This is a genomic window from Bradyrhizobium sp. B124, assembly GCF_038967635.1.
Classification (GTDB): Bacteria; Pseudomonadota; Alphaproteobacteria; order Rhizobiales; family Xanthobacteraceae; genus Bradyrhizobium.
The window spans coordinates 5,305,341-5,328,691 of sequence record NZ_CP152413.1; the positions used below are offsets into that span (position 1 = coordinate 5,305,341).

The 23,351-nt window shown below is 65.4% G+C and carries 21 protein-coding genes; 10 read left to right on the top strand and 11 right to left on the bottom strand.

The genetic code is table 11. The features are described 5' to 3' along the window. The first annotated feature begins 715 nt into the window (after positions 1-715). On the top strand, positions 716-1,111 hold the full coding sequence (locus AAFG13_RS25230; RefSeq protein WP_342708563.1) for a hypothetical protein: 396 nt from the start codon (positions 716-718) through the stop codon (positions 1,109-1,111). Between the two features lie 369 nt (positions 1,112-1,480). Here AAFG13_RS25230 and AAFG13_RS25235 read toward each other — a convergent pair whose 3' ends face one another. Beyond that, positions 1,481-2,482, bottom strand: a complete 1,002-nt coding sequence (locus AAFG13_RS25235; protein ID WP_342708564.1) for a glycoside hydrolase family 3 N-terminal domain-containing protein — start codon at positions 2,480-2,482, stop codon at positions 1,481-1,483. Between the two features lie 187 nt (positions 2,483-2,669). Between AAFG13_RS25235 and AAFG13_RS25240 the strand changes: the two genes are divergently transcribed. Next, positions 2,670-4,715 (top strand): acetoacetate--CoA ligase, encoded by a 2,046-nt coding sequence (locus AAFG13_RS25240; RefSeq protein ID WP_342708565.1) that lies wholly within the window; start codon positions 2,670-2,672, stop codon positions 4,713-4,715. A 16-nt stretch (positions 4,716-4,731) separates the two neighbouring features. On the opposite strand, the gene AAFG13_RS25245 is transcribed toward AAFG13_RS25240, so the two are convergent. Continuing rightward, a complete protein-coding gene (locus AAFG13_RS25245) occupies positions 4,732-5,655 on the bottom strand; it encodes a LysR substrate-binding domain-containing protein (RefSeq protein ID WP_342708566.1) in 924 nt (307 codons plus the stop codon). Positions 5,656-5,744: 89 nt separating this feature from the next. Between AAFG13_RS25245 and AAFG13_RS25250 the strand changes: the two genes are divergently transcribed. The 3 genes from AAFG13_RS25250 to AAFG13_RS25260 are packed head-to-tail and all read left to right on the top strand — an operon-like array spanning position 5,745 to position 8,705. Further along, the gene (locus AAFG13_RS25250; protein ID WP_342708567.1) at positions 5,745-6,887 is read left to right on the top strand and encodes a DSD1 family PLP-dependent enzyme; all 1,143 of its coding nucleotides are present in this window, start codon (positions 5,745-5,747) and stop codon (positions 6,885-6,887) included. A gap of 17 nt (positions 6,888-6,904) precedes the next feature. Then, positions 6,905-7,561 (top strand): HAD-IA family hydrolase, encoded by a 657-nt coding sequence (locus AAFG13_RS25255; protein ID WP_342708568.1) that lies wholly within the window; start codon positions 6,905-6,907, stop codon positions 7,559-7,561. Between the two features lie 13 nt (positions 7,562-7,574). Further along, entirely contained in the window at positions 7,575-8,705 is a 1,131-nt protein-coding gene (locus AAFG13_RS25260) for a pyridoxal-phosphate dependent enzyme (RefSeq protein WP_342708569.1), read from the top strand. A gap of 22 nt (positions 8,706-8,727) precedes the next feature. Here AAFG13_RS25260 and AAFG13_RS25265 read toward each other — a convergent pair whose 3' ends face one another. From AAFG13_RS25265 to AAFG13_RS25280, 4 genes are all read right to left on the bottom strand, one after another. Next, positions 8,728-9,759: a glycosyltransferase family 1 protein gene (locus AAFG13_RS25265; RefSeq protein ID WP_342708570.1), complete on the bottom strand. Its 1,032-nt coding sequence runs from the start codon at positions 9,757-9,759 to the stop codon at positions 8,728-8,730. Beyond that, a complete protein-coding gene (locus AAFG13_RS25270) occupies positions 9,759-10,559 on the bottom strand; it encodes a UDP-2,3-diacylglucosamine diphosphatase (protein WP_342713394.1) in 801 nt (266 codons plus the stop codon). Before AAFG13_RS25270 ends, AAFG13_RS25265 begins: the two co-directional genes overlap by 1 nt. A 299-nt stretch (positions 10,560-10,858) precedes the next feature. Then, positions 10,859-11,518 (bottom strand): DedA family protein, encoded by a 660-nt coding sequence (locus tag AAFG13_RS25275; protein ID WP_342708571.1) that lies wholly within the window; start codon positions 11,516-11,518, stop codon positions 10,859-10,861. Positions 11,519-11,528: 10 nt separating this feature from the next. Next, entirely contained in the window at positions 11,529-12,107 is a 579-nt protein-coding gene (locus AAFG13_RS25280) for a methyltransferase domain-containing protein (protein ID WP_212319005.1), read from the bottom strand. Positions 12,108-12,430: 323 nt separating this feature from the next. Between AAFG13_RS25280 and AAFG13_RS25285 the strand changes: the two genes are divergently transcribed. Next, entirely contained in the window at positions 12,431-13,105 is a 675-nt protein-coding gene (locus tag AAFG13_RS25285; RefSeq protein WP_212319003.1) for a response regulator transcription factor, read from the top strand. Between the two features lie 5 nt (positions 13,106-13,110). Next, positions 13,111-14,478 (top strand): HAMP domain-containing sensor histidine kinase, encoded by a 1,368-nt coding sequence (locus AAFG13_RS25290; RefSeq protein WP_342713395.1) that lies wholly within the window; start codon positions 13,111-13,113, stop codon positions 14,476-14,478. A gap of 127 nt (positions 14,479-14,605) precedes the next feature. Here AAFG13_RS25290 and AAFG13_RS25295 read toward each other — a convergent pair whose 3' ends face one another. Continuing rightward, entirely contained in the window at positions 14,606-15,799 is a 1,194-nt protein-coding gene (locus tag AAFG13_RS25295; protein ID WP_212319001.1) for a serine hydrolase domain-containing protein, read from the bottom strand. A gap of 91 nt (positions 15,800-15,890) precedes the next feature. Next, positions 15,891-17,531, bottom strand: coding sequence for an NAD(P)/FAD-dependent oxidoreductase (locus AAFG13_RS25300; protein ID WP_212318999.1), 1,641 nt, complete (start codon positions 17,529-17,531; stop codon positions 15,891-15,893). Positions 17,532-17,830: 299 nt separating this feature from the next. On the opposite strand from AAFG13_RS25300, the gene AAFG13_RS25305 reads away from it, so the two are divergent. After that, complete coding sequence (locus AAFG13_RS25305) at positions 17,831-18,733, top strand: helix-turn-helix transcriptional regulator (protein WP_342708572.1); 903 nt, start codon at positions 17,831-17,833, stop codon at positions 18,731-18,733. Positions 18,734-18,763: 30 nt separating this feature from the next. Here the strand turns inward: AAFG13_RS25305 and AAFG13_RS25310 are convergent, their stop codons facing one another. Together AAFG13_RS25310 and AAFG13_RS25315 are read right to left on the bottom strand one after the other, a co-directional pair. Then, positions 18,764-19,798: an aldo/keto reductase gene (locus AAFG13_RS25310; RefSeq protein ID WP_342708573.1), complete on the bottom strand. Its 1,035-nt coding sequence runs from the start codon at positions 19,796-19,798 to the stop codon at positions 18,764-18,766. Positions 19,799-19,820: 22 nt separating this feature from the next. Then, positions 19,821-21,002, bottom strand: a complete 1,182-nt coding sequence (locus AAFG13_RS25315; protein ID WP_342708574.1) for an MFS transporter — start codon at positions 21,000-21,002, stop codon at positions 19,821-19,823. A 100-nt stretch (positions 21,003-21,102) separates the two neighbouring features. On the opposite strand from AAFG13_RS25315, the gene AAFG13_RS25320 reads away from it, so the two are divergent. Both AAFG13_RS25320 and AAFG13_RS25325 read left to right on the top strand, forming a co-directional pair. Continuing rightward, complete coding sequence (locus AAFG13_RS25320; protein ID WP_212318993.1) at positions 21,103-22,059, top strand: LysR family transcriptional regulator; 957 nt, start codon at positions 21,103-21,105, stop codon at positions 22,057-22,059. Positions 22,060-22,066: 7 nt separating this feature from the next. Next, positions 22,067-22,555 (top strand): SRPBCC domain-containing protein, encoded by a 489-nt coding sequence (locus AAFG13_RS25325; RefSeq protein ID WP_342708575.1) that lies wholly within the window; start codon positions 22,067-22,069, stop codon positions 22,553-22,555. A gap of 6 nt (positions 22,556-22,561) precedes the next feature. On the opposite strand, the gene AAFG13_RS25330 is transcribed toward AAFG13_RS25325, so the two are convergent. Beyond that, positions 22,562-23,311, bottom strand: a complete 750-nt coding sequence (locus AAFG13_RS25330) for a class I SAM-dependent methyltransferase (RefSeq protein ID WP_342708576.1) — start codon at positions 23,309-23,311, stop codon at positions 22,562-22,564. Between the last annotated feature and the right edge of the window lie 40 nt (positions 23,312-23,351).

Here is a 23,351-nt window from a genome sequence, read left to right on the forward strand (position 1 = left end):
GGTGAACTTGTGGCCGCGTTAACACGGGACTCCGTAAAACTACGGGTGACGCAACTGTGACCTCGGGCCCCGACCTGCCAAGCAGGCGCAGATTACCGCTGATTTGGCAACGAATCTCGCTTGTTTGAGCCGAAGGACAGTAGTCTTACGGGGCATCAAGGCCACTTCATCCCGATGATGCCCGCAGGTTGGATTTTACCTTCCCGATGCGCTCCGGGGCGCATCGGCGCCCACATCCGCCGCCTGGCTTCAGGTTGAAATGGGCGGGGTGCGCGCCGCCCTCAGACATCAAGGGCGCCGCCGCCGGAGGAATTTCTGCAGGAAGCGTCCCGAAAGGACGAACCTGAACCACCAATACGCCATTCGCCGGGTCGTCATCGATCAACCCTCCGGGCATCGGGATCGCATCGGCTTACCGCACGCCGGCCGACGCGCGTATGAGACGGATCACATCGGCCCAGAGCGTTTTCGAGCGAAGCCTGCCCCGCACTTGATGCGGGGTGGACACCGGTTCGCGTGAAGAAAACGCGGCAAAACAACAAACTGGAGCTTCAATTCTATCAGAACCGAAGCTCCAGGGCCGCGCGGGTGGTCGTCGGGTCAGGCGAATGTCAATTTACAGCCCCGGCATGCGCCGCGATGATCGCCGCCTCTCGATCAACAACAAAAGGGCGCGACAATGAAGCGAGGGCGGAACGGGCGGAATGGATCCTGGATGACGATTGCGGCGCTCGCCGCGGCACTGCTGTCTGGTACCGGCGCGCAGGCCCAGACCACGCCGACCAGCAATGCCGCGCCGACGTCAGACAACGCGATCATGGTCACCATCTTCTTCAAGCATGATCAGTCACGCCCGCTCAGCGAGTTGAATGCGCAACTCGAGCGGCAGGGCTTTTACAAGGCATTTCCGCCCGAAGGTGTCGAGGTCGTGAGCTGGTACGTGATGATGGGGGTCGGCCAGGTGGTGACCCTGCGGCTGCCGGCCTCGCGGCTGCGCGAGGTCAATCGCGTCATCGAGAACAGTGCCTGGGGCGCCTACCACACCGAGTTCTATCCGACCTACGACTACAAGGCAGTCGGGATCGGCAATCACGAGAAGGCGAAGCAATAGGTCGATCGCATGAGGACCGAACGGCATCGCGGCCGCGCGCCGCATTGCCGGCCCTGCGCGAACCGGCTCACGATTGGACGGCTCCGCTGCCTATGCGTGAGCCCGCGAACGCTGGCTCAGCCGCTTTGCCAGTATCCGCAAATCCTCGCGGCGCCCGCTGCAGAGCAGGCGGATGAATTCGTCGGGATCGATGCAGGCAGGCGGCAAATCGGCGGAGTTGCGTGGGACGCGGCGTAGCCAGGTCAATCGGAAGAGACGCTTGAGCATCTTCATGGTTCGTTGCCCCGATGAGCGTCTGTGTTAACTCGCGGCAATGAAGTTTGGTTCCGTTCCTTATGGTCGCCCGGCAGAAAATTTGGTTCAATGCCGTCAGGCGAGCAGTGCCTTGCGCCTTTGCACCCGCGCAATGGAGCGCCGCACCGCGGCCTGATCCAGCGATCCGTCCTGCAGCGCACCCGCGACCGCCGCGGCGATGCCGGCGATCGCCTGCTCCTGGTCGAGCAGATTGTTGCCGATGCAGATCATGTCCACGCCGGCGGCGATCGCCTGCAGGCTGGCCGCGCTGGTGCCGAGCGCCTTTTGCAGCCCCTGCATCTGCATGTCGTCGGTGATCAGCAGCGTCTCGGGCAGCCGGTGGCGAAGCCGGGCGATTCCAGCCGATGACAGGGTCATCGGATGCTGCGCGTCCCACTGGCGGACAATGGCGTGGCTGACCAGCACCGCATCGCCGAAGGTATCCGGGGCCAATGCGTAGAATAGCTCCTCCTGCTCCGGCCGCAGCGCATCGGAAATGTCCATGAACTCCAGATGTGAATCGACATGCGCGCCGCCGATGCCCGGATAATGCTTCAGGCAAAGGCCCACCCCGGCCTGCCGCGCAGTAGCGTCGACCAGGCGGGCGTTGGCCTCGACCTCGCCGATATCGGACGAATAGGACCGCTTGATCTTGCCGATATTGGGATTGTCGGCATTGTAGTCCACGTCGATGACGGGCGCGAAATTGTAGCGGATGCCGAGCCGCCGCAGCTCGCCATAGCTCGCAGCCAGGATCGCCTGCTTGTCCGCATGCGTGAGCCGATTGAAATCCTTCGCGCTCGGCAGCGGCTGAAAACCCAGGCTATCCTTGAGCCGGCGCACCAGACCGCCCTCCTGGTCGATGAAGACCAGCGGCTGCGACGGCAGGGTAGCGATCTCGGCGCAGAGCGACTGCAGCTGCGCGGGCGAGATGATGTTGTTGTCGTATTGTCTGGTCTGGCACGAGTAATCGAACAGGATCACCCCGCCGAGCCCGAACTGCGCAGCAAATTCCCTCAGCCAGGACGGGACGACCTTGCCGTAGAAGCCGAGGATGAAAAGTTCGCCGACGGACATGGCCGCTCGCTATCGGATGGGCATGGAATCAGCCCCGCACCCAACGCAATAGCACGCTACGGCGGCGGTAAGAATATGACGCAAGCCACGACCTCGACTGCGTTCCCCGTGCTCGCATCACTATGTTAAGACACGAAGGCTTGCCTCGATCGCGCATGCCACACCACAAGACATTTCGGAAACGCCCATGACAGCACCTTACGTCCCGCAAATGGCCCTTTACCGGCAATGGCTGAAGGACACGCGCGGCCTCGCATTTGCGGATTTCGAGGCGATGCGGCGCTGGTCGGTCACCGATATCGACGCCTTCTGGCAGAGCGTCTGGGATTATTTTGACCTGCGCTCGCCGACGCCGCATTCGGCGGTGCTGGCCGAACGCAAGATGCCGGGCGCGGTGTGGTTTCCCGGCGCTTCGGTGAACTATGCGCGCCAGGTTTTCCGGCACGTCGCGCCGGCGCACGCCGCCGGCCTGCCGGCGCTGATCTCGAGCGGCGAGGAGGGCAAGCTTTCGGAGACGAGCTGGCCGGAGCTGCAGCGCAAATCGGCGGCGCTTGCGCTGCACCTGAAGGCCAACGGCGTCCGTGCCGGCGACCGCGTCGCGGCGTACTTGCCGAACATCCCCGAGACGATCATCGCGTTTCTGGCGACCGCGAGCCTGGGTGCGATCTGGAGTGTCTGCGCGCCCGACATGGCCGCACCCGCGGTGATCGACCGCTTCAAGCAGATCGAGCCGAAAGTGCTGATCGCCTGCGACGCCGTGACCTATGCCGGCAAGCGCCATGACCGGAAGCCGGTGATCGAGGAATTGCGGCGCGCGCTGCCGACGGTGCAGCATGTCATCCTGCACAGCGATGCCGCGCCGTCCGAAACACTGCTGTCGTCCATCCTTGCCGGCCAGAGCGCGGAGATCGACGCCTTCGAGCCGGAATGGCTGCCGTTCGACCACCCGCTCTGGATCGTCTATTCCTCGGGCACCACCGGATTGCCGAAGCCGATCCTGCACAGCCATGGCGGCATCATCGTCGTGGCGCTGCCGCTCTCGACCCTGCACAACGACATCGGCTGCAGCTACCACCCGAATTCGCTCGGCGAGCGTTTCCACTGGTACTCGTCGACCGGCTGGATCATGTGGAATTGCCAGGCCAACGGCCTGCTCAACGGCACGACCTGCTGCATTTTCGACGGCAGCCCCGGCGGCACCAAGGACAAGCCGGACTGGACCACGCTGTGGCGCTTCGTCGCCGACGCCAAGGCGACCTTCTTCGGCGCGGGCGCGGCGTTCTTCGCCAATTGCACCAAGGCCGAGATCGATCTCGCAAAGGTCGGCGACCTCTCTAGCCTGCGCGCACTCGGCTCGACCGGCTCGCCGCTCAGCGCCGACACCCAAGCCTGGTTCAACGAACGCTTCGCAGCGCTTTCGAAGCGCAACGGCAATGCCGCCCAGGCCGACATGTGGTGGGCCAATATCTCCGGCGGCACCGATTTCGCCGGCGCCTTCATCGGCGGCAATCGCGAATTGCCGCAGACCCCGGGCATCATGCAGTGCCGCCTGCTCGGCTGCGCGGTGGAAGCTTTCGACGAGCAGGGCCGCGCCGTGATCGACGAGGTCGGTGAGCTCGTCTGCACTGAGCCGCTGCCCTCGATGCCGCTGCGCTTCTGGAACGATCCCGGCAATGCGCGCTATCTGTCGAGCTATTTCGAGACCTATCCCGACAATTTCGACGGAAGTGGCCGCGGCCCGGTGTGGCGGCACGGCGACTGGCTCAAGATCAACCCCGACGGTTCCTGCGTGATCTACGGCCGCAGCGACGCCACGATCAACCGCCACGGCTTGCGGATGGGCACCAGCGAGCTCTATTCGGCGATCGAGGCGCTGCCGGAGGTGCTGGATTCGATGGTCGTCGACCTCGAATATCTCGGCCGCGACAGCTACATGCCGCTGTTCGTGGTGCTGCGCGAGGGCATTGTCCTCGATGCCGCGATGAAGGCGAAGATCAACAAGGCCGTGGAAGCCGGGCTGTCGCGCCGCTTCCTGCCCAACGACATCTTCGTCGTGGCGGAAATTCCGCGCACGCTGTCCGGCAAGAAGCAGGAGCTGCCGGTCAAGAAGCTGTTGCTCGGCCATTCCGTCGAGAAGGTCATCAACCGCGATGCGATGGCCAATCCCGGCTGCCTCGACTGGTATCTCGACTTTGCCAGGAGCCATCTGAGCAAGCAGGCCGGCGCGGCGTAAGCGATCGCGCCGTTTGTCAGCGCGGCCTGCTGCGCCAAGGCGGCGGTGAGAGGGCATCGCGCAGATGCTCGACAAAAGCCTGCGTGCGCCTGGCTCGGCCACTGCGGCCCGGATTGAGCAGCGCGACGATGTCGGCCGGCGGCAGGCGGAAGCTCGGCAGCACCCGCACCAGCCGGCCACCGGCGAGATCCTCGGCGACATCCCACTCCGACCTGACGATCAGGCCATGATCCGCCAGCGCCCAGGCCTTCACCACCTCGCCGTCATTGCTCGACAGCATCGGCTCGATCCTGATGACATCAGGCTCCGCCGGCGCGCGCCTACGCGAGAAGCGCCAGAGCGTCACGTCCTCCTCGTTCTCGCGCAATGCGATGCAATCATGCCCGCGCAGCTCCTGCGGGCTCGCCGGCGTTCCACGGCGCTTCAGATAGGCCGGGGAGGCGCAGAGAAAGCGTTCATTGGGCGCAAGGCGCTGCAAACGAAGCGTGGAATCCTTCAACGCGCCGATGTGGATCATGACGTCCCACGCGCCGGCAGCGGCACGTCCCGGCCGATCGGACAGTTCGAGCTCGACTGACACGTCGGGATGGCGGGATCGGAAGGCGGCAACGATCGGGGCGATGTAGCGGCGTCCGAAGCCGAGCGGTGCAAGAATTTTCAGGTGACCGGCGATGGTTCCGCGACGCGCCTGCAGCGCTTCCGTCAACTCCGTCGCCTCGTCGAGCAGCGCGCTGCCGCGCAGCACCAGCAGCTCGCCCTCGTCGGTCAAGGTCAACCGCCGGGCCGAACGGCTGACCAGTTGAACGCCGAGACGCTGTTCGAGGCTCTGCAGCCGCTGCGAGACCGCCGATGGCGTGACGTCGAGCGCCCGCGCCGCGGCCGCGAGCGATCGGGCCGCGGCGATGGCCAGGAAGAAGCGGATGTCGTCGGTCGAGACCATTAAGCTCAGTCTTAATATAACAATGACATTCGGTAAATTGTACTTAGCATGGAAACGATTAGTCTCGCCGGATGTCATCAGCCCCTTTCTTGAACGCACCGCATCCGCTTGCCGATATCGAGACGCCCGGCCTCGTGCTCGACGAAGACCGGATGCTGCACAACATCGCCCGCCTGAAGACGCGGCTGTCGCGGCTTGGCGTGCCGCTGCGCCCGCATCTGAAGACCGCGAAATCCATTCCGGCGGCGCGCGCTGTGATGGACGGCCCGGGTGGCCCGGCGGCGGTCTCGACCCTGCAGGAGGCCGAAATGTTTGCCGCGGCAGGCGTGAAAGACATCCTCTATGCCGTCGGCATCGCGCCGCAAAAGCTCGATCGCGTCGCGGCGCTGCGGCGACAGGGTGTGGACCTGTCGGTGGTGCTCGACAGTATGGAGCAGGCGGCGGCCGTCTCCACGATGGCGCGCATGACGAACGACCGCATTCCCGTGCTGATCGAGATCGATTGCGACGGCCATCGCGCCGGTGTCGGTGCGCGTGATCCGCTGCTGGTCGAGATCGGCCGCGCGTTGCATCAAGGCGGCGCCGAGTTGCGCGGCGTCATGGCGCATGCCGGCGAATCCTATTCCTGCCGCAGCGTCGCGGCGCTCGAGCAGGCGGCCGAGCAGGAGCGCGCCGCCGCGGTCGCCTGCGCCGAGGCGCTGCGCGCGGCCGGACTGCCATGCCCCGTGGTCAGCGTCGGCTCGACGCCGACGGCGCATTTTGCGCTCCGGCTCGATGGTGTCACCGAGGTGCGCGCCGGCGTGTTCGTGATGTTCGACCTTGTCATGGCCGGGATCGGGGTCTGCGCGGTCGACGACATTGCGCTGTCGGTGCTCGCGACGGTGATCGGCCATCGCGCCGACCGCGGCTGGACCTTCATCGACGCCGGCTGGATGGCGCTGTCGCGCGATCGCGGCACCGCGAAGCAGCCGATCGACCAGGGCTATGGCATCGTGTGCGACATCGATGGACGGCCCTATCGCGACCTGATCGTGACCGAAACCAATCAGGAGCACGGCATCATCGCGCTCCGTCCCGGCAGCACCGCGCCGCAGGTGGCGCCGCCGGTCGGCGCGAAGGTGCGGATCCTGCCGAATCATGCCTGCGCGACCGGAGCCCAGCACGACCGCTATCATGCCGTCGCCGCCGGCTCCAACTCGGTCAGGCAATGGGAGCGGTTTCGCGGATGGTAGGAAATGGAGCGCAGCCCATGACCCGAGCCTATGACGCCGTTCTGTTCGATCTGCTGACCGCGCTGCTCGACAGCTGGACACACTGGAACAAGGTCGCGGGCTCCGATGAAGCCGGGCTACGCTGGCGGGCCGAGTATCTCAGGAACACCTACGCCACCGGACGTTATCGTCCCTATGAGGATCTGGTGGGCGAGGCGGCACGCAATGTCGGGCTGCCGTTCGAATTGGCCGAGGAGCTCGGCGCACGCTATGCGGAGCTCGATCCCTGGCCCGAGGTTTTCGATGTCCTGCAAGCGCTGCACGAGGCCGGCGTCGCGCTCGGCGTCGTGACCAACTGCTCGGAACGGCTCGGCCGCATCGCCGCCGATCGCATCGACGTTCCCTTCACCGTGTTCGTGACGGCCGAGCGCGCCGGCTATTACAAGCCGCAGCCGCAACCCTATCAGCTCGCGCTCGACGAACTGCCGGTCCCGGCCGATCGATGCCTGTTCGTCGCGGGATCGGGCTATGATCTGTTCGGTACGGCACGTGTGCGCTTGCCGACTTGGTGGCATAATCGGGCCGGAATGAACCCGCCGGAAGGGGCGCCCGCCCCGATCATGGTTCGTGACAACCTTGCGACCTTGCCGGCTTTCGTGCTGGGTCGCGAGATGTCCGGCCGGCACGCTCCTTGAGGACTGAACCGAGATGCCATCACCCAGCTACATCGACCCGCTCAACGGCAAGCTCTATCCGCTGGATGTCCCGCGCTGGTGCTCCGACGAAGGCAAGCCGTTGCTCGTCACGCCGCTGCCTGGCATCTCCCGCGACGAGGTCGATCACGGGACGCGCTCGCTGTGGCGCTACCGCGCGGCGCTGCCGGTCGAGATCAGGCAGCCGATCACGATGGGCGAAGGCTTCACACCCGCGGTCGAGAAGGCGTGGGGCGACCTGCGGCCGCATTTCAAGCTCGAATGGTTCAATCCGACCGCGAGCTTCAAGGATCGCGGCACCACGGTGATGCTGTCTTTCCTGCGCCAGCTCGGCGTCGATGCGGTGCTGGAGGACTCTTCCGGCAATGGCGGCGCATCCGTCTCGGCCTATGGCGCGGCGGGCGGCATGCGGGTCAGGATCCTTGCGCCGGCGACGACATCGCCGATGAAGGTGGCGCAGATGCACGCCTTCGGCGCCGAGGTGCAGCTGGTCGAAGGCCCGCGCGAGGAATCCGAGGCGGAAGCGATCCGCCAGTCGAAGCAGATCTTCTACTCCAGCCACAACTGGCAGCCCTTCTTCCTGCAAGGCACCAAGTCGCTGGCCTACGAGATCTGGGAAGATTTTGGCTTCACCGCGCCCGACAATGTCATCATGCCGGTCGGTGCCGGCAGCAGCCTGCTCGGCTGCTATATCGGCTTCACGGAGCTGCTCGCGGCCGGGCAGATCACGCGGCTGCCGCGCCTCTTTGCCGCGCAACCACTCAATTGCTCGCCGGTTGATGCCAGCTTCGCCGCCCGCGTCGACACGCCGGTCGACCGCGAGGTCCGCAAGACCATCGCCGAAGGCACCGCGATCAAGCATCCGCTGCGCTTGAAGCAGATGATCGCGGCGCTGAAGGAGAGCGGCGGCGGCACGGTCGCGATTCCCGAAGACGGCATCGTCGCCGCATTGAAGCGGCTGGCGCGTACCGGCCTGTTCGTCGAGCCGACCTCGGCTTCGGCCGCCGCCGCGCTCGACGTCCTGGCGGCGCGCGGCGCGATCCGGTCGGCAGAGCGCACCGTCGTCATCATCAGCGGCACCGGGATCAAGGCAGCCGGGTTGATCACGGAGCTGCTCGGCAATTGATCTGCCTGCGCGCGAAGCGGCGTCATGCTCCCACGGCTGCTGTGCGCGCCGGCGAGGCGTGCGCCCGTCCGATATTGTCGAGGAACTGCCGCACGCTTTCCTGCCAGGTAAAGGTCAAAGCGTGGGCACGGCATTTCTCGCGCGGCACCAGCAGCGCGCCGAGCGCCGCACGCCGCAGATCGTGATCGAGACAACCGCAGCCTGACTTGCCGATCACATCGAGCGGTCCCATCACCGGAAAGGCCGCAACCGGCAGGCCGCTGGCCAGCGCCTCGAGGATCACCATCCCGAACGTATCGGTCAGGCTTGGAAACACCATGACGTCGGCGGACGCATAGACGTCGGCGAGCGCCCGGCCCGTCCGCGTGCCGAGGAAATGCACGTGCGGAAACCGGGTCTGCAAGCTGCCACGCTGCGGCCCGTCCCCGACCACGACCTTCGAGCCCGGCAGGTCGAGGCCGAGAAAGGCGTCGAGATTCTTCTCGACCGCGACGCGGCCGACATAGAGGAACACCGGCGCCGGGAAGGCGATCGGCCGCTCTGTACGCGGACAAAACAGCTCGGCATCGACGCCGCGCGACCACGGCATCAATTTGCGGAAGCCATGCGCCTTCAGCGCCCGCTCCAGCGACGCCGAGCCGACCATGATGCCGTCCCCGCTATTATGGAAACGGCGCAACGCCGCGTAGCTCCACCGCAGCGGGACCGGCAGCCGCGCGGCGAGATATTCGGGAAAGCGGGTGTGATAGCTGGTCGTGAACGGATAGCCGCGGGTCTGGCAGACGTGCCGGCTGATCCAACCGATCGGGCCTTCGGTCGCGATGTGCACCGAGTCCGGGCGCGCAGCCGCGATGGCGCGCGCGATCCGCCCGATCGTCGGCAACGCGAGGCGGATCTCCGGATAGCCGGGCAACGGCACGGTGCGGAAATCGGCCGGCGTCAAGAAGGTGATTTCCGCGCCGAGCGACGGCGCTTCACTGGCAAGGTATTCGAGCGAGCGGACCACGCCATTGATCTGTGGCCGCCAGGCGTCGGTTGCCACCAGCACGCGCATCAGGCGGCCGCCTGCGCGAGCGGCGCGAGGTCTGGAGTACCCAACGCCCTCCGCGCTTCCGTCCATCGGACGATTTCAAACTGCCCGTTATAGCGCTCGACCACGCCCGTGCAGGACTCTACCCAATCCCCGGTGTTGATGTAGCGGACGCCGAAATCGTCGTGCAGTGCCGCGTGGTGGATGTGGCCGCAGATCACGCCTTGAACGTTGCTGCGCCCGGCCTCCGATGCCAACACCTCCTCGAACCGGCCGATGTGGTTGACCGCATTCTTGACCCGCAATTTCGCCCAGGACGAGAACGACCAATAGCCGAACCCACATCGGCGCCTGATCCAGTTGAGCCAGACGTTGCAGGCCAGCGCGGCCCGATAGCCGACATCGCCGATCAGCGCGAGCCAGCGCGCATGCCGCACCACGAGATCAAAATGATCGCCGTGAACGACGAGGTAGTCGCGGCCGTCGAGGCCACGATGGATCGCCCGTTCGACAATCTCGACGCCGCCGAACGCCGCACCGGCATAGTCACGCAGGAACTCGTCGTGATTTCCGGGAATGTAGACCAGGCGACAGCCCCGTTGCGCGAGCTCGATCAGCTCCCGCACAACCGCATTATGCGCCCTGGGCCAGTACCAGCTCGACCGCAGACACCAGCCGTCGACGATGTCGCCGACCAGGAATACGGTTTCGGCATCATGGTGACGAAGGAAGTCGATCAACCGCTCGGCCTGGCATCCCCGGGTCCCGAGATGGACGTCGGAGACGAACAGGGTCCTGACCTTGACGACATCCCGCGGCGCGATCCGCCTGCCGTCCGCGCGATCGCCAGATCCATGCAGGCCGCCGTCCGGCCGAAACGCCGCCGCCATGGCGTCGGCCAATCCCGCGAGAACCTTCGTGACATCGCGGCTGGCGCATCGCCTGAAGATCGAGCGATGCCAATAGATGCCTGCGATGAGGACCAGCAGCGCGAACTCGGCCGCGCGATATCGCCCGCCGGAAGCAGCGTGACCGAACTGATAGCTCGCGGCCAGGACCAGCAGGGTCGCGGCAGCACGCTCGAGCGTATCCGATCCGGGCCGCAGGCGGGACAACAGGGCTCTCATGCGCCTTCCTCCACCGGCAAGCGCGAGGGTAAAGCGAGCGGCTTCCCCAAAGGCTGCGGCACGAACGAGCGCTTGTAGAAGCGAAATCCGAGGAAGAGCGCGACCTCCACGGCGACCAGGATGACCACCACCCAGAAGCCGAGGCTGACCGGATCGTGGCTGCTGCCGCGCAGGGCATAGCCCAGGGTGAGGAACGGCATGTTCCAGATCACGGTGCCGATCGCCGTCGCCATCACGAAGGCGCGCGGCTCCAAGTGCAACACACCGGCCGGGAGAGCGAGGTAAATCCGCACGGTGGGCAGCGTCTGACCGATCAGCGTCACCCAGAAATGATTGCCGCGATAGGCGTCGGTGAGCTGTCGGTAGAGCGAGGGCCGCAGCAACACGAACTTGCCATAGCGCGCCACCAGCCCCTCGATGCGCCGCGAGCCGAGCGCGCGCCCGAGCCCGTACCAGCCGATGGCACCGACGACAGACCCGACGCTGGTCGCGAGGATGGTCATCGCGAGCATCGAGCCGTCGGAGACAGTCAAGCCGAGCAGCATCAGCAGCACGTAGGACGGCAGCAGCGGAATGAACTTCTCGGCGACGGCGAGGCAGCCGATACCCAGCAGGCCGAAGTGCAAAAACATCGCGATCGTGCTCGACGTGTCCATGGCGTCTCGATCAAGCGTGGGAGTGGCGGCGGCTGATCCGGTACACGGAAGCCGGCGGCAGGTTGAGAAACGTCTGCCCGATGCAGCTCGCCTGCAGATCGAGGCGATCCAGGATCGCGTCTGCGACAGGACAACGCGGACCATAGGTGATCTGGTAGAACGCCCCGCCGGCGCGGAGATAGCCGAAGGCGCCGTGGAGGATGGTTATGACTTTCTCCGGCGGCATCATGAGGAGCCCGAGGCCGCTCACGACTGCACCGACCGGCGCCCCGTCGAACAGCCTCTCCCTCCGCAGCCAGGCCGCATCCATCCACAGCACCCGCGCGCCCGGGAAGCGCCGCTGCAGCAGCGGGATGAATTCGGAGCCGTACTCCACCAGCGTCAGATCCTGCTGCCTGACGCCGCGCTTCAGCAACGCGCGGGTGAAGACGCCCGTGCCAGGGCCAAGCTCGAGCACGGGGCCGGTGTCCGCGGTGATCTCCCGCGCCATGAGCGACGAGACAGCGGGCCCGGACGGCGCGACCGCGGCGACACGCAACGGATTACGCACCCAGGCGCGGACGAACGGCAGGATGTCAGCGGCCGACATGCCGGAGCTCCCGCACGATGAGCGCGCAATCGGTCTGGCGCCACGGATTTATTAACAAGGCCATTCGCGTGTCTTTCGCATTGCGGGTGCTCCCCATCATGTGTGGTAGGCTCCCGCCGGTTGAGCAGTGCCGGTCGGTGTCGGGACGATTCGATCGCCCCGATGCACGCTTCTGTCTCATGCGAAGCTTGCGCGAGCCTGTCGCGAATCCACGCGCGTGCGAAATTTTGGCGTGCGACGCAATCACGCGGAGCAAACCGCAAGGTTGCCGCAATGAATGAGACATAAAGTCGGCAGATCGATGCGGAGGTAGAGACAACGAAATGCGGGTGCTGTTGGTGGAGGACCAGCCGGACATGGTCGCGGCGCTGCGTGCGGCACTCGCGCGCCACGACATGCTGGTCGATCACGCGCCGGATCTCTTGGAAGCCGAGGCGATTGCCGCTGCGGGAAGTTACGATGCGATCGTGCTGGATCGCCAGTTGCCTGACGGCGACGGGCTGTCGCTGATTCCGAAATTGCGCGCGAGCGGCAACACCGTCCCGGTGTTGGTGCTGACCGCGCGCGGTGAGCTGGCAGACCGGATCTCGGGTCTCGACAGCGGCGCGGACGACTATCTCGGCAAGCCGTTTGCGTTCGAGGAGCTGCTGGCGCGGTTGCGCGCGCTGCTGCGCCGGCCCGCCAACGTGCAGCAGCATGTCGCGCGGATCGGCCGCCTGGCGTTCGACTTTACCCATCGCGAGGCCAGCGTCGACGGACGCCCGCTGGAGATGCCGCGTCGCGAACGGCTGGTGCTCGAAACACTGATGCATCGGATGGGACGCATGGTGCAGCGCTCTGCGCTGATGGAGGCGGTCTACGGCCTCGACGACGACGTGCAGCCCAATGCGCTGGACAGTCATGTGTCGCGCTTGCGCCGCAGGCTCACCGAGGCCGACGCCGGCGTCACCATCAACGGCGTTCGTGGCCTCGGCTATATGCTGCGAGAGACACCGTGAGCGTGCTGCGCCCGCGATCCCTCACCTGGCGCCTGGTCGGACGCCTCGCGGGTCTGCAGGCCGTTGCGTTGACCCTCCTGATTCTGCTGATCGGGGCCGCCGCGATCGGGCTGCTGTGGGCAGGGCTCTTGATCGGCGAGTACCAAGGCAGCACCCTCGATACGCTGAGGGACGCCATCACACGCAATGAAGCGGGCGGACTGACGCTGCGCCAAACACCGGAATTGGCCGCCCTGCGCGCCGAGCACGCCGATCTCTGGTTCATCATCCGCGACGCTGGCGGTCACCAAATCTCCGAGGGCACCGTGCCCTCGCAATTCGCACCGATCGCATCGGCCCTCGAGCATGTCAGCGAGGCGGTGCTCAAGTGGAACGACGCCGTGGCCGCGCGTCCCGCTGGACTCGTCAAATCGGTCGACACGTCGGCAGGATCGATCCAGATCCTGACCGGAACGTACGGCGAGCTCTCGATGTGGCGAGCGCTGGAGATCACACCGCAGCTGTTCCTCAACATGATCCTGCCAATCGTCGTGCTGATGACGCTGGCGACGCTGGTCGCGACCCCATTTGTGGTGCGCCGGGCCATGAAGGGCCTCGCGCAGGTCGCGGCGCAGGCCGAGCGCATCGACATCGACCAGCGCGGCGCGCAATTGCCGCTCGACGAGGTGCCGGTCGAGATCACCCCGCTGGTCAAGGCCATCAACGCCGCGCTCGAACGCCTCGACAAGGGTTACGAGCGCCACCGGCGTTTCCTCGCCGATGCCGCACACGAGCTCCGGACTCCGATCGCGATTCTTTCGACACGAGTCGCCTCACTGCAGGCGGGCCCGGAGAAGACCTATCTGCTCGAGGACGCGACTCGCCTCAGCGTCATGGCCGGCCAGCTGCTGGACCTGCAACGGCTCGACCAGCAGACCGACGTGTTCACCGCCGTCGATCTCGTCGGCGTTGCCCGACAGGTCGTGCTCGACCTCGCGCCACTCGCCTTCGCGGCAGGATATGAAATGTCCTTTGAGCAGAAGGACGGGACGATTTTGGTGAGCGGCGACCAGACCTCACTCGAACGTGCCCTCACCAATCTCGTGCAGAACGCCATCGACCATGGACAGCGGCGTGGCACGATCCTGGTGCGGGTGACGACAGCCGGTTGCATCGAGGTCTGCGACAACGGCGACGGCATTCCGCTCGACGAGCGCGAGCAGATCTTCGAGCCGTTCCGCCGGCTGCATCCGGGCGGACGCGGCGCCGGCCTCGGCCTCGATCTGGTGCAGAGCATCATGCATCTGCACGGCGGCCGGATCGAGGTCGATCAGGCGCCGTCCGGCGGCGCCTGCATGCGCATGGTGTTTCCGAAGGCTCAGCCGGCGTGCTGATCGGGCGGAACTAGCCGCGGCGCCGCGAAACAAGAGCCCGCTCCGATGGAATCGGAACGGCGCTCTCGTTTCTTGCCTTGGCGCGTTTTCTTTACGCGAAGCTGCGTCCAGGCCGTTCAAAAATGTTCTAGCCCGCCTTGCGCAGTTTCAGGGCCTCGTAGAATGAGGTCTCGAAATTGATGTAGCCGACGAAGGATGTCGGATCACCAAACGGCAGGATCTGCGTCGCCCAGAATCCGCCGAAGCCGTTCTGGCGATCGATCCAGTAGAACAGGTTGGCGAGGCCGGCCCAGCCGAGCGCGCCGGCGGGACGGCCGGTCGGAGCCTGCTCATCATTGATCATGAAGCTGAGCGCCCATGATTTCGACTGGCCGGGGAAGAACTCGGCGTCGTTGGCGAGCGAGGTGATCACGCCGGTAATGGCGGTGACCTTGTTGTTGCCGAGATGGTTCTTCTCCGCCATCCGCACGGTTTCGGCTTTCAGGACCCGGCCATGCTCGCCGGCGCCGTCGTTCAGCCACATCCGGATGAAGCGCATATAGTCGCCGATGGTGCCGTAGAGTCCGTGGCCGCCCATATGGATCTCCGGGTTAGGCGGCAACTCAAAATCCATCGGCGTGAGCGAGCCGTCGGCGTTGCGGGCGTGAATGCCGGCGAGGCGGCGGCGCATCGCGTCGGTGAGCTCGAATGCCGTGTCCTGGATTCCGAGCGGCTCGAAGATCCGTGTCTTGAAGACCTCGCCGAGCCGGCGGCCGGCGATCGACTCGACGATCTGGCCGCACCAATCCAGGTTGGTGCCGTATTCCCATCGCTCGCCGGGATCGAACAGCAGCGGCGTCATCAACGACGCCTTGGACGCCGTGATCACGCTGGGCTGCCCCTTCTCCTGCGCGAGGCGATTGTAGGTGTGATTGATGAAGTCGTAGCCCAGGCCTGCGCTGTGGACCATCAGCATGCGTGTGGTGATGTCGCGCTTCGGTGCACGCAGCCGCGGCTCGCCGCTGTCGTCAAAACCCTCGATGACCATGAGCTTGCCGAGGTCGGGTGCGTAGGTCCTGGCCGGCGCATCGAGATCGAGCTTGCCCTCCTCGACGAGTTGCAGGACGGCCGTCCCGGTGATCGCCTTGGTGGTCGAGAAGATGGCGAACACGCTGTCGGTGGCCATGTCCGCTGCCTGATCGAGGCGGCGCTTGCCCGCGGCGCCTTCGTAGATGTTGCGATGGCGGTCGGTCACCATGGCAACGACGCCGGGAACGCGCGGGTTGGATGTCACGACGCCGTCGAGAATCGCATCTGCCGCCGCACCAAAATTCATGCTCATTGTCGTCCTCCCATATACTGCTTTGTGATGTGATCAATCCTGAGCGGCCGCGCGGTCAGCGAAGACCGCGGCGCCACGTCACGATCAGGTGCTACTGCATGGCAAAGCCCTGATAGCCGCTCGCGGCGACCTCGTCGCATTTCTGGCGATAGGTACCGACGCCGCCGCAATAGGACAGCACCCGGCGCGGCTTGCCCTCGACATTCGAGCCGAGGTACCAGGAGTTGGTCTTGGCGATCAGCGTTGCGTTGGCGGTCTCGTCGTGATGCGCCACCCACTGATCCTCGGCGTCCCTGGTCGGCTCGATGACATTGAGGTTCTTGCCGCGCAGATAGTTGATGCAATCGGCGATCCACTCGACCTGCTGCTGCAGGCAGGTGGTCATGTTGCAAAGCGCGGCCGAGGGCGCGAGCGGCACCGCTGTCGTGAACAGGTTCGGATAGCCGTGGACCTGCAAGCCCATCGTGGTGCGGATGTCCCTGCCCCAATCGTCCTTCAGCGATCGCCCCTCGCGACCGCGGATGTCGATGCGCGTCAACGCCCCCGTTCCGGCGTCGAAGCCGGTGGCCAGGATGATGACGTCGAACGCGTGCACCGTGCCGTCGGCGGTCTGGATACCCTCCGGCGTGATGCGGGCGATCGGATTGTCCTTGACGCTGACGATCTCGACATTGGGCCGGTGGAAGGCCTCGAGGAAATTGCTCTCCAGCGGCACCCGGTGCGTGCCGAAACCGTAATCGGACGGAATCAGCTGCTCGCACAGCTTGGGGTCCTTGATCCGCTCGCGCATCTTTTCGCGCACGAACTCGGTGATCTCGGCGTTGATGGCTTCGTCGAAGAACAGTTCGGCGAAGGACGAAACCCACAGTTTGAGCGATCCGTCATTCCAGCAGTCCCCGATCACCTGGCGGCGCTGCTGCGGCGTCAGGTCAGCCCAGACGTGCTCGAAGTCGAACTCGAATCCGGTGAACGTCTTCGGCAGCCGTTCGGTGAGGAACTTAAATTTCGACTTGTAGGCCTCGGCATCCGCCGCGTCCCATTTCGGGTTCTTCATCGGAATGATGTATTGCGGGGTGCGGATGAAGACCTTGAGGTGGCCGACCTCGCCGGCAATCGACTGTATCACCTGGATTCCGGTCGCGCCGTTGCCGACCACGCCGACGCGCTTTCCCGCAAGTTCGATCGGCCCCTTGGGCCAGCGCGCGGTGTGGAACAGCTCGCCCTTGAATGTCTCCTGTCCCGGAAAGGATACGTGCGGCGCCGAGAGCATGCCACAGCAGGTGACCAGGAATTGGGTATCGATCACGTCGCCCTGGTCGGTCGTCACGAGCCAGCGTTGCGTTGCCTCATTGAAATGCGCGCTCTTGACCGTGGTGCCGAACTGGATGTCCTTCCTGAGGTCGAGGCGGTCGGCGACGTAGTTCAGCCAGCGCTCGATCTCCGGCTGGCCCGGGAACCGCTCGCTCCAGCTCCAACCCTTGTAGAGTTCTTCGGAGAACAGGTACTGATAGGTGTGGCCTTCGGAATCGAAGCGTGCGCCGGGGTAGCGGTTCCAGTACCAGGTGCCGCCGACGCTTGAACCGGCATCGATCGCCTTCACGCTCAGCCCCTGCTCGCGCAGACGGAACAGTTGGTAAAGACCGGCGACGCCGGCGCCGACGACCACGGCGTCGAGCTTGGTCGTTGCACGCGCACCATTGCTTCCATTCGACCTTGTAACGGTCTCGGTCATCGTTTCCTCCTGTTGTCTTGCTTCGCACGCGCTCATACCCGCCGTGTCGCCGGGTGATGGTGCGTTGCGTCAATTGGATCTCGGCCGCTGGTGCTGTCGCCGAGACGCAGAGCAGGCTACGTGCCGCGCGACCGAGCGGCTTGGATGAAACCGACAATTTCTGGAACGCGGCCGTGCAATCGAGCCATCGGCCGTTGGTCGCCTTGGCAAACGGAGAAAGCGGCCTATCCTGCGCTCAGACGTTCGGCCAAGAAGAAGCGGTCAACCGCGCCACGGATTCCACGGAGGAGGCTCGCGCGATGGGCCAATTGATCACGGTCGAGGAGCTGCCGCGCTATGCGCCCGGTGAACTGAAGCTGGACAGCGCCTCAGTCGGGAGGAGCGACTTCCGGCTGCGGATTTTCCGCTATGAGCCATCGGATATCTGGGTTCCCCCGTCGGAAAACTTCCTGCTCGTGCTGTATCGCGACGGCGTGACGGCGATGAACCGCCGCGTCACCGGCGCGTGGAAGCAAGATCACGTCGGTCGTGGCGTCACGTCATTGCTGACCCGTGCCGAGCCATCGAGCTGGCACTGGAAGAACGACATCGAGGTCACCCATTTCTATATCGCTCCAGCGCTCATGATGAAGACCGCGAGCGATGCATTCGACCGCGACGCCGATGCGATTGAGCTTCACGACCTGCTCAAGGCCGAAGACCCGATGCTGACCTGGATCAACGACCAGATGGTCCAGGAGGTTGCCGCAGGCGGTCCGGGCGGACGCCTCTGCTATGACGCGCTGGCGCTGCAGGCGAGCGTGCACATCCTGCGGAAGTACGCGGCGATCGAATTCAAGATGCCGTGCGCGCAAGGACGCTTTCGCCCGGCGCACGCCCGGCTGATCGAGGACTATATCGAGCAGAACATCTTCCGGAACATCACGCTGGAAGAGCTCGCGAACATCTGCAATTGCACGCCGATCCAGTTCGCCCGCAAGTTCCGCGTGCATTACGGCACGCGGCCGCATGCCTATGTCCTGCGGCGCAAGGTGGAGCACGCGTGCCAGCATCTGCGCAAGGACCGCGTTGCGCTGAAGGAGATCGCGCTGCTGAGCGGCTTTGCCGATCAAAGCCACCTCAATCGCGTGTTCCGGCAGCACATGAACATCACGCCGGCGGAATACCGCCGGCAAGTCTGCGAACATTCCACACAAGCGTGAGACTGTGACGCCGGTAGGCCCACGGCCGGCTCACACCGGCGGCGGGTTCAGCCGCGCGAAGCCTTCTTGAATACGGTAAGGGTAGTACGGATAAGGCGGCATCACCACGCTCGCTCTGTCGAGACGCGCGATCTGGTCCGCCGAGAGCGACCATCCGACTGCGCCGAGATTGTCGCGGAGCTGCGTCTCGTCGCGCGCGCCGATGATCACGGACGAGACGCTCGGCCGTGCCAGCAGCCAGGCAATCGCCACCTGCGGCACGCTGCGGCCGGTCTCGGTGGCGACGACGTCCAGCGCGTCGACGATCGCGTAAAGCTTCTCGTCGTCGACCGGCGGCCCGAACTGCGCGGTCTTGTGCAGTCGGCTGTTCGCCGGCAATGGTTGCCCGCGCCTGATCCTGCCGGTGAGGCGGCCCCATCCGAGCGGACTCCAGACCAGCGCGCCGACGCCCTGGTCGAGCGCGAGCGGCATCAGCTCGGATTCATAGTCGCGGCCGACCAGCGAATAATAGACCTGGTGCGCCACGTAGCGCGGCCAGCCGTGCCGATCGGCAATGGCGAGCGATTTCATCAGGTGCCAGCCGGAGAAATTCGAGGCGCCGACATAGCGCAGCTTGCCGGCGCGCACGAGCGCATCGAGCGTCGACAGCACCTCGTCAATCGGCGTGAAGGCGTCGAAGGCATGAAGCTGCAGAAGGTCGATATAGTCGGTATTGAGCCGCTTCAGCGCCGCGTCGACCGAAGCGACGAGGCGGTATCGCGACGTGCCGGCATCGAGCGGACCGTCGCCCATCGGCAGGCCTGTCTTGGTCGAGATCAAGACCTTGTCGCGGCGGCCCTTGAGCGCGGCGCCGAGGATCTCCTCCGACGCGCCGTTCGAATAGACATCGGCGGTGTCGAACAAATTGACGCCGGCATCGAGACAGATGTCGATCAGCCGTCGCGCCTCGCTAGCGTCGCTGCGCCCCCAGGCCGAGAACAAAGGTCCCTGGCCGCCGAAGGTGCCGGTGCCGAAGCTGAGCACCGGGACCTTCAGGCCGGACGCCCCGAGATTGCGATATTCCATGGTCATACTCCCTTGATTCGGTTCATTCGGCAGGGCACTGCGTGGCGAGGACGACCGGCCGGTCGAGGCGCAGGCTCCACAGCGCGAGCAGCAGCCCGACCGCGGTGATGACGGCAGCCACCAGCGGCAGCGCGCCGAGACCGAGGCCCCGATCGATGGTGACGCCGCCGGCCCAGGCGCCGAGCGCGTTGCCGAGATTGAAGGCCGCGATGTTCAGGCTGGAAGCCAGCGTCCGCCCTTCCACACCGGCGGCTTCGAGCACGCGAAGCTGCAGCGGCGCGACGGTCGCGAACGCGGCGATGCCGAGCACGAACAACAGCACGACTGCCAACGCCTTGATCGAGATCACCGCCGCCAGCGCGACGAGCACGACAGCGAGACCGCCGAGCGACACCAGCAGCGCACGCCCTACTCCCTTGTCGGCGAGCCGTCCGCCAGCGACATTGCCGATCGCAAGCCCGGCGCCGAACACCAGCAGGATCGGCGACACCGCGGCGTCGGAAAATCCGGTGAGGCGCGTCAGGATCGGCTGCACATAGGTGAAGACCGCGAACAGCCCGCCGAAGCCGAACACCGTCATGGCAAGCCCGAGCAGGACCTGCGGGCGGCCGAGCACGGCGAGCTCCTCGCGCAACGGCGACGGCTTGTCGTTGGCTCCGACATGCCCGGGGACCAGCACCGCCAGCACGATGAAGGCGATCACGCCGATCACCGCCACCGCCCAGAACGCCGCGCGCCAGCCGAGCATCAGGCCGAACCAGGCGCCGAAGGGAACGCCGAGCAAGGTCGCGACCGTCAGTCCGATGAACATCGTGGCGATCGCCGACGCGCGCTTGTCCTCCGGCACGAGGCTTGTCGCGACCACCGAGCCGACGCCGAAGAAGGTGCCGTGCGCGAGCGACGTGAGAATACGCGCCGCCATCAGCAACTCGTAGTTCGGCGCCAGCGCGCAGGCCGCGTTGCCGAGCGTGAAGATCGCCATCAGCGCCAGCAGCACCGCCTTTCGCGGCATCCGCCGCGTGGCCAGCGTCAGGATCGGCGCACCGACGAACACGCCGAGCGCGTAGCCGGAAATCAACAGGCCCGCCGCGGAGACGGATACGTGCATGTCGGCGGCGACCTGCAGCAACAGCCCCATGATGAGGAATTCGGTGGTGCCGATGCCAAAGGCACCGGCGGTCAAGGCAAGGACTGCGAGAGGCATGTGTCGCTCCGGATGGAAGGATTCCGCAATGCGACATAGCGGTCCGGACCAATAAGGATTAGAATGACCGCAATCCAATCATTTGTGACGTGAATTCAAGATGTCCCGAACTGACACCAACCGCTCCGGCGAGATGGACGTGTTCGTCCGCGTCGTCGACCTCGGCGGCTTCACGGCTGCGGCAAACAGCCTGCGCCTGACGCCGTCGGGCGTCAGCAAGCTGGTCTCCCGGCTCGAGACGCGGCTCGGCACGCGGCTGGTCAACCGCACCACCCGCAAGCTGCAACTCACCGAGGAAGGACAGGCCTTCTATCAGCGCGCCCAGCGCATCCTCGCCGACATCGATGAGGCCGAACGCGAGGCCGCCTCATGCGTGCCGCGCGGCCATCTCACCGTGAACAGCAACATCCCGTTCGGCATGCTGCATGTGATGCCGCTGCTGCCGCGCTTCATGCGCGAGCATCCCGACATCACGCTCGACATCGTGCTGACCGACACGCTGGTCGATCTGATGCAGGCGCGCGCCGACGTCGCGATCCGGGTCGGCCCGCTCGGCGCCTCGCGGCTGATCGCACGCAAGCTCGGCACCAGCCGCATGGTGGTGGTCGCCGCGCCCTCCTATCTCGCGCGCTACGGCACGCCGAAGACCCCGGCCGACCTCGCCACCCATCGCGGCATCGGCTGGACCTTTCCGCGCAGCATCCGCGGCTGGCCGTTCCGCCGCGCTGAAAAAATCGAAGAGGCGCTGCCGCCGCCGGTCGCCCGCGTCAGCGACGGCGAAGCCGCGCGCCAGCTCACGCTCGGCGGCATCGGGCTCGGACGGCTGGCGCTATTCCATATCGGTCCCGACATCGAGGCCGGACGCCTGGTGCCGGTGCTGCAAAATCTCAATCCCGGCGATCGCGAGGACATCCACGCGGTCTATGTCGGCCATGCCGGCCCGCTGCCGGCGCGGGTCCGCGCCTTCATCGACTTTCTCGCGCAACACATCCGCATCGGCGATCCGGCGCTGCGGCGTGGTGGGGACGGGAAATGGAAAGTCGTAAGTGACAAGTGAGCATTTGATGACGAACGAAACCTCGGTTTTGCAGACTGTCACCGAATCGATCCGGATCGCGGCGCAGCCAATGCAGGTGTGGGACGCGATCATCGATCCCAAAGCGGGCGAGATATGGCGCAACGCGCATTTCAACACCGATTGGCAGATCGGCGCATCGATCGAGATCGAGGCCGAGATCGGCGCGAAGCGCTATCGCGACAAGGGCCGCGTCCTCCGTGTCGAGGCGCCGTCACGGCTCGAATATTCCTATTGGTCGCAGGTCTCCGGCCTGCCGGATGTTCCGCAATCCTATGCAACGATCACGATGACGCTCGCAGCTGACGGCAGCGAGACAACGCTGACCGTCACCCAGCAGGTGCCGCCGTCGCCGATTCGGCGCGGGGACGGTTGGGAAATCGGCGCCGACTCCGGCGCGAAGCATGTCGCGTTCTACTGGCGCATGACGCTGCCGCGCCTGAAGCAGACCGTCGAGCAAGGACGCGCCGCACAATAGCGAAGGCTAGGTCCGTTTCAGCAAAAGGAGCTGCGTAACATAAGGAAACACCACCTCGTCGGAATCACCGAGGCCGGCCTCACGCAGGATGGCGTCGGTCTTGTCGCGAAGGACCGCCTTTTCGGCGTCGGGAAGATTGGCGACATAGCTCGTCGACACGACGCGTTCATAGACGCCCTGACGCGGCATCCGATGCGGATGGTCCTGCACGATTTCCTTCTCGAGCGCGAAGCGGGGATCCTGCAAGATCCAGCGCCAGTGCCCGGAGCGTTGCCGCGGTGTGTCTCCCGCGTATTGCTCAATCATGACCGACAACGTGTCGACCCATGGTGCGCGGCCATCCCTGTTGTTCCAGACCAGCGCCAGCGTACCGCCGGGACGCAACAGTCGTGCGATCTCGGCGACGGACGGCTCGTTGTCGAACCAGTGGAAGGCCTGCGCGCAGGTCACGAGATCGACGCTGCCGGTTTCGAGGCCGATCGCATCGGCGCGGGTGTTGATGACCTCGATCCCGGCTTCGTTCGCGAGTTTCGCCGACATCTCGGCGACGGGCTCGATCGCGACCAGACGCGCCGTCTCGGACAAATGCGGGAGCAGCAGGCGAGTGAACTTGCCGGTTCCTGCTCCGAGATCGACGACACAGCGCGCGTCCCTTAGCGGCAGCGCCGCGACGATCTCCGCCGGATAGCTGGGCCGGCCCGCCTCGTAGGCTGCGACCGCGACACGATAATTCCTGGCCGTGGGGTTCAATGTCATTGTTGCTTCTCCTGCGAGCCGGGCATCTGCGATGAGATCT